Here is a 7,068-nt window from a genome sequence, read left to right on the forward strand (position 1 = left end):
CATTTCCATATAAACACGTATATCTGTGTGGAGGACAGGAGAGTATAGGACAACTTAATAACCTGGATTTCCTGAACCTCAAAGATTTTAAGAATATAGCCGGCTCTACAGAAGATCTTGAACGAAAATACCGGAATCTGTTTCCACTGGTAGATAAATATTTAGAAAAAATATATGCTTGTAAGTTTAGGTATTCAAAGGAAAATCTGTGGTATATTGTTCTGTTTTTGCTGATAAAAAGAAAGCTTTCGATTTACAGCGAGCAGGAGATAAGGAATCATCTGGCACAAATAACTATACGACGCAGCGACAATTTTAACCCTGAACTTGCTGCTACATTGATGTTTGCCAAAGATATATTCCAGATATCTGAAATAGCACAAGCCTTAAGCCCGTATGTATTTACTATTTTTACGGGAAAGACTAAAACATATAAGCCTGAAAATATACCAGTTTATATTGGAGATTTATTCGAGTTACCCATACACATATATATAAATTACAGAAAGTCTAAGGATTATATCAGCGCCTGTTTACTGGCAGATGCGTTTAACTATTTATTCGAAGAATACAAGGCAGTGCTTAGAAATAAAAAAACTCAGATAACGTATCCAGTTTACATAATAATTGAAGAGAAAAATGGGACTATAAAGTATTCTAGAATATAACACATAATTCAAACGAAATAAGGATTTATTTGGATATAAAGCAGTAAGTAATTAGAAATATAAAATGTCCCTTATAATCGGAATTATACTTAAATATAGGCACATATAATCCAAATTACACTTAAATTATTACAATCCTTTATAATCCAAACTCATTTAAAAAAGTCACTAATAATCTAAATTATACTTAAAATCGTCCTTTATAATCTAAATTATGATTAAATGGTCAAAAGAAAATGAGCATTATTGGCTTGAAATACCTTATGGTCTAAATTGCACTTAACTATATGATCCAACTTTACTTAAAAGGACAAAGGATGACAACATAATCAGTCTTTTTAATTTGATTCCAGACATCTATACGAAAAACCGGTGTTTGTCGTATAGATGAAAAATTCGCTTCTTTTCCATTTATTGCATATATATAAAATTGTCGATTTAACCTTAATGTGTACAATGTCTAAACTTAACCTTGTACAAAGCATTATTTTAAGACTCATGCTGCTACTTTGTACAAAATTAGGTTTAATTATTAAATCTGTAACTTGTACAAAGTAGAATGTTTTAACTCTAGTTTGTACAAAGTAGAACTTTTTATTAAATTATTAAAGCCATAACTTGTACAAAGTAGAATGTTTTAACCTAAGTTTGTACAAAGTACTCTGTTTTAAATCATCATTTTTATTAATCTTGATATCTATCAGCACATTTAGCACTCATTTTTCATATCTGTATACAACAAAATTATTGCATCCACTTACCTTGGTCACATAATATTCTGGTAAATAAATATCTTTCTGTGTGTAACGCTTTTGGAGAAAAATTTAGAATTCTACTTTGTACAAGTTACGATTTAATAATTCTACTTTGTACAAAAGTAGCTTAAATCATTCTGCTTTGTACAAGATATAAGTTAAATAATTTAACTGTAATGTGTACAAAGTTTTCAATATGTTGGTAAAATCCGCTATAAAATACACATTTTACCGACATGCATTGTACACGTTTGAGTTAAATTGACAAAAATATTTGTCGATTTAACCTTAATTCGACAGGGAGATGTTATTCATATATTGACAAGAAAAAATGGTTCTGGATGACCATCATTTGATATGCGTATTAATTTATATGAAAAATTATAAAGAAAGCATAATATACAATATTATAAAATGTGGTATATTAATCTATTCGTAAAATTAGTGTTTGGCGAATAGTTTATAGTTCCTTTTTAATCCTATACTTCCAAAGAGGGTCTTTTTATTTCTTAGTGGAATCAAAAGATTCAGTTTCCGCACCTTTCCCCATTGTTTTTGATACCGTTATTTCATTTTTGAAGAATCTGTATTCGTCATTCTTTTCCATCTATCTGGGTACGTATCCTGAAACCATTTAAGAAAATTGCCAAACATGGCTTCCTCCGCCATTTTCCGGGCTCTTATGGCATCTTCCTTGTCTATATATCTTCCAAGTTTATAAGTTTTCCCTTTGAAAACAATCTGTGCCTGCCATTTTTGTGAAGTCTTGTCATAGGTAATACCTCTGACTCCAGAAGTGTTATTTTTTAGCATTTTTTTCGGTTTAATACAATACACAGAGGAATTTTCCACACATCCGTTAAGAAATGTTTCCTGGGCTTTCTGTATATTCTTTTTTCTCGCCCGAGTCTGGGCACATCCGCAGGATTTTACCTTTGGAAAATTTTTGGCAAGCACGACGAACTCTTTTCCGCAGCTGCATTTACACAGCCAAAAATAACTGTCTGAATGCTTCTCTAACTGCTTGATGGCGGTGCATCCATATTTATTTGTTTTACTTGTCAGATCTAAAGGTTGTATAAGGTTCTTTTTATTTACGCATCCGCAGGAAATCGTTTTCCCGGATAATAAACTGTCATATCGAACCGTACAGACATTTCCGCAGCTGCATTTGCAGACAGCGTAGAGTTTACTTTTTTTTTCTGAACGCATTTGTGACAGTCAGATGTCCGTACTGTTCTCCATTTATCTCATCTGTGTACAGAGGAGTATTTCGGCATTCATCAGAACGATACCGAGAGCTGTTACTTTTACCCTGAAATTATTTTCCGCAGATAATGCACTTCTTTACCATATTATCACCTCTGTTTTAAAGAAAAAAAAGGCTGAGCCCGAGGCTCAGCCTGGTCCCCCAATGCCGTATGGCAACAGGCAACTCTGTTATATATAGTATATCGAAAAAAAATGTAATTACAATAGGCTACATGAGAGCCTTATCGATGATCTGGTAATTTGGTTAATGTTCACTCCGTGCCCAGTAAGCTTATCGTGGCCATCTGTCCTCTTTTGACATCAATGATGCAAATGGTGCATGTGGAAGTGTCTGATACCAGTACGCAACACTCGCCACATCATCCTGTCTTTCAAACATTCCTCTGTATCCCACTCCAATCTGCTGGATCGTCACACGAAGATTCTCGTCGAAACAGATTGGATCCTGAATATGCCATCTGTAAAATCCTCTCATCGGAGGACAATCGTCATTGTGATAAGGATTATGGATCAGTTCATCATGTGCTGAATAATAAGGGTATCCCAGATATGGGGTATTGTAAGTCTGCTCCACTGTTTTTCCATCTACCTGTTTCGCAAAGCTCCAGGAACCACCGAAATAATCCTCAGAACCAGTTCCACAGATTGTCGGATATTCCTCATCTCCGTCAATATAGAACTTCACTTCTCCCTCACCCCACCAGTAACGTTCCAGTGTAGTCAATGCGATGTAAGTTCCTATATAATGTCCCTTTCCTTTTACGCCATCCAGAATCGTGTAATCTTTCTGCTTCTCTGTCAGGCGCTCTCTTCTCCACTGCGCATGGAAATAAGTAATGTCTTCCGGAAGTTCATCATACAGACAGTAATCTACCTGGTAAAAAAATGCCGGAATTTTATTTGCATGCTGATTTTCCAGTGTAATCTTCGCTTTTTTCTTAAATGGCATCGGGAAATAACAGTTAAACCCTCTGCTTGGCACAACTGCCATTGGCACAGAATTCACAATACATTCCCTTCCAAACCCGCAACAGAAGAAATCTCCAAGAGGGCTCTCTACAGATGGTGTTTCTTCATCATCCCAGTACATTCTGATAACCAGATCTCTCAATACAAAGCAATCTGCATCTGTAGTCTTATTATCTACTGTAATCCAGATATGATTGATTTCTCCCGGTCCTTCCATTTCTGCCAGAGTTACAATTGCACCTGGTTCTATATCTCTCAGACAAGGGCTTCCTTTTCTTGACGGTCCCAGATGGCTTGCTGCCATTCCGCCCTTTCCTTTTTCTCCGTGAGGATTCTCTGCATTGATTGCACGGCTTTTTCCATGCTTTGCAAGCGCGATTCCACCAAGTCCACCTTTAAATGACTGATACATAGTTTTTCCTCCTTTGATTTCGGCTGCTATCATACAAATTAAGCGCTTTTTATATAATTATACTTTTATTTTGTCATTGTAACATTTCAAATCTGTTTCTTAAAGATTTTTATCAAAATACAGTTACAAATTTTCCATGAAAAGTTTTCCTTTTCTTTAACCACACATGCCTATCCCTTTCTCTAAAATGGCACAAAAAAATGGCTATTTCACCGTATTCAATAGGTTTGTAGCCATTTTTCAACTTCCAGACTGCTAAATGTATTTATCAATTTGGGTAGCCAGAAATTAGTCTTCATTTATATTTTTCAATAATAGCTTTCATCTCAGATAATTTCTGTTCCATGTCCACAGTCAGCTTAAACTGAGTTCTGGCACGATCAAGATTATGATTATCACGATGAATCCGGAAATAGTTATCTCCCTCCAGATAATCTGTCAGGAAACGTATTCCACACTCAAAAGTCATCAGAATAGCACCCATTGGAAGCAATTCCACTTCCAGTTCTGTAAGAGCACCGCCGCATCCCTTCAAAAATCCTTTTACATACACTTCAAACAAATGAAGATCACAGAAAACTTTAGAAGTATCCTGCTCATCCTCCGCCGCTGTACTTGCACCAAAACGGATAGAATCACCAAAATCATTCAAGGAAAGTCCCGGCATTACTGTATCCAGATCAATAACACAAATTCCCCTGCGAGTCTTATTATCAATCATAATATTGTTCAATTTGGTATCATTGTGTGTCACACGAAGTGGCAGTCTACCAGTCTCCTGAAAATCTACAAGTGTATGCGTCAATTGCTCTCTTTCCAAAACAAACAAAATTTCTTTTTGAACATCTGCTGCGCGTCCACATGCATCTTCTTCCACAGCCTTTTTAAAATCGGCAAAACGCTTCACCGTATTATGGAAATCTGGAATGGTCTCATGAAGAGTTTCTGCCGGATAGTCTGCCAATAGTCGCTGAAAATTGCCAAACACAAAGGCACTCTGATAAAAATCTTCATCGCTTTGCACTTGATCATAACAGGTAGCATCTTCAATAAGCAAATAGACTCTCCAATATTCCCCTTCTTTATCAATATAATAGGGAGTTCCTGTCCGATCATTCACAATATTCAAAGTTTCGCGCTCTGTGTCCCCGCCATTTTCCAGAATTTTTTTTCTTTAACCAGGAAGTAACACCACTGATGTTTTCCATAAGCCCAACAGGATCCCGAAAAATATGCTTGTTCATTTTCTGGAGAATATAGCACTTCCGTCCTGTTTTTGTAGTAAAAACAGCACAGTATGTCTCATTAATATGACCACTTCCAAATTTTCTCACCTCTTCAAGCTCACCGTCAAAATCAGAACTATTAATTACTTCCGAAAATTCACTTAACTTCATTGACAAAATCCTCTGAAATCCAAAACTTCTTTCTTTATACGAGCTTCTTCTGCCGCCAATGCCATAAGATGACTCTCCACAGAAACAGCCGCGTCTGTTTTTCCCTTTTTCCCTCCCCGATCATACGGACAAAATCACGCATCATACTTATATCACTTCCATTGTGACCTTGGGCAGGGGTGTGAAGCATTATTTTCTCCTGATCGCCACTTACAAAATCTGTAATCTCTATGATACCCGCATCCATATCACCTTTTATTTCTCCTTTTGTCCCCATAAGACGGATTCGTCTTGCACACTGATTAGTAAAGGCTGTCATAAGAAAAGAAGCCGTTACCTGATTTTCAAACATTATATCAACCGTTTGATGATCTACAACCGTATTATCGCAATGGAACACACATCTTCCATAAGGACCTTTTTTCAAAGTTTCCAGTACATGAGACGGATCTGTATTATCAGTTACTGCATAAACCAGGCCATCATCTACTGCCTTCGGATGTTTCAGATAAAAACGTGGTGCATAAAAAGCACACTCATCCCTGTAAGGACATCCATCCAAACAATAGTAAGGAGCTCCCTCTGGCGCATTCTCTTCCTTGAAATAAGACAATTCACCAAAAGAACTGATACTTTCACATCTGCTGTCTGCCAGCCATAGCATAATATCCATATCATGACAACATTTCTGCAAAATCATAGGACTGGTCTCTTCTGCATTCCGCCAGTTACCTCTTACAAAACTATGAGCATGATGCCAGTAGCCAACCTCTTCTATATGTTGAATAGTCATTAGTCTGCCAATTCTGTCCGATTCCAGTAAATCCTTTATCTTTGAGAAAAATGGTGAATATCGAAGTACATGACACACAGACAGAATCCTATTATATTTCTTCGCCATCTTTCCCATATTAATAATTTCTTCTTTCTTCGGAGACATCGGTTTTTCACAGAGTACGTGGTAACCTTTTTCCATTGCTATTGCAACAGGTTCATAATGCATTTTGTCCTGTGTGCAAACCATTGCACAGTCTGCCATTTTCTCTTTACCCAGCATCTTCTCATAACTTTCAAAACATAATTCTGGTGGAATGTGATGTCTGGCCGCAAACATTTCTCTACGCTCTTTATCTGGCTCTGCGACTGCTACCACCTGGAATTCATCTGGATGATCTATTGCATACTGAGAATATACATAGCCTCCCCTGAGACCTGCTCCAATTAAAATACCAGTTACTTTTTTCATTTTCAGTTTCACCCCTGTCGTAAACGAATTTTCAAAACAGTATCCTTTTCATCCGGCAGAGAATAAGTAAATACAGGATTTTCTCCAAATGACACAAACGCCACATCCGGGTACAGCACTGTATTCCAGGCCTCTCCCCTATTAACCTCACTTCCGTCGGCAAGATATGTAACAGATTCTAATTTATCCGGTCCGATTCCATACAAAGGCAACGCCCCTAGTGGAGTCTCATAAACATGAGCATAAATCGTATTTCCTTTTTGTGTGTATCTTCCCCATTCCGGCTTCTCGAACTTTGAAATTCCACAGGCATAAATGCTTTCTCCATTTTTTTCCATCCATTTTCCTA

The 7,068-nt window shown here is 36.8% G+C and carries 3 protein-coding genes and 3 pseudogenes; 1 reads left to right on the forward strand and 5 read right to left on the reverse strand.

All coding sequences use genetic code 11. The annotated features are described in order from the left end of the window. The coding region (locus tag AC075L_RS05570; RefSeq protein WP_476387310.1) for a hypothetical protein at window positions 1-668 on the forward strand (668 nt) is incomplete at its 5' end. A gap of 1,319 nt (window positions 669-1,987) precedes the next feature. Here the strand turns inward: AC075L_RS05570 and AC075L_RS05575 are convergent. From AC075L_RS05575 to AC075L_RS05595, 5 genes and pseudogenes are all read right to left on the reverse strand, one after another. Continuing rightward, on the reverse strand, window positions 1,988-2,635 hold the full coding sequence (locus AC075L_RS05575; protein WP_476387311.1) for a hypothetical protein: 648 nt from the start codon (window positions 2,633-2,635) through the stop codon (window positions 1,988-1,990). A gap of 331 nt (window positions 2,636-2,966) precedes the next feature. Then, window positions 2,967-4,076, reverse strand: a complete 1,110-nt coding sequence (locus AC075L_RS05580) for a glycoside hydrolase family 172 protein (RefSeq protein ID WP_476387312.1) — start codon at window positions 4,074-4,076, stop codon at window positions 2,967-2,969. A gap of 295 nt (window positions 4,077-4,371) precedes the next feature. After that, window positions 4,372-5,473: pseudogene (locus tag AC075L_RS05585) on the reverse strand (phosphotransferase enzyme family protein). After that, a pseudogene (locus AC075L_RS05590) lies at window positions 5,470-6,719 on the reverse strand (Gfo/Idh/MocA family protein). Before AC075L_RS05590 ends, AC075L_RS05585 begins: the two co-directional pseudogenes overlap by 4 nt. 8 nt (window positions 6,720-6,727) lie before the next feature. Then, a pseudogene (locus AC075L_RS05595) lies at window positions 6,728-7,068 on the reverse strand (alpha-L-fucosidase); the annotation flags it as partial.

Source organism: Blautia sp. ZXY-1-B12, assembly GCF_056339915.1.

Excerpts from the sequence above, each read along its gene's own strand:
- AC075L_RS05575 (WP_476387311.1), bottom strand. The coding sequence starts at position 2,635 with ATGCGTTCAGAAAAAAAAAGTAAACTCTACGCTGTCTGCAAATGCAGC.
- AC075L_RS05580 (WP_476387312.1), bottom strand. The coding sequence starts at position 4,076 with ATGTATCAGTCATTTAAAGGTGGACTTGGTGGAATCGCGCTTGCAAAG.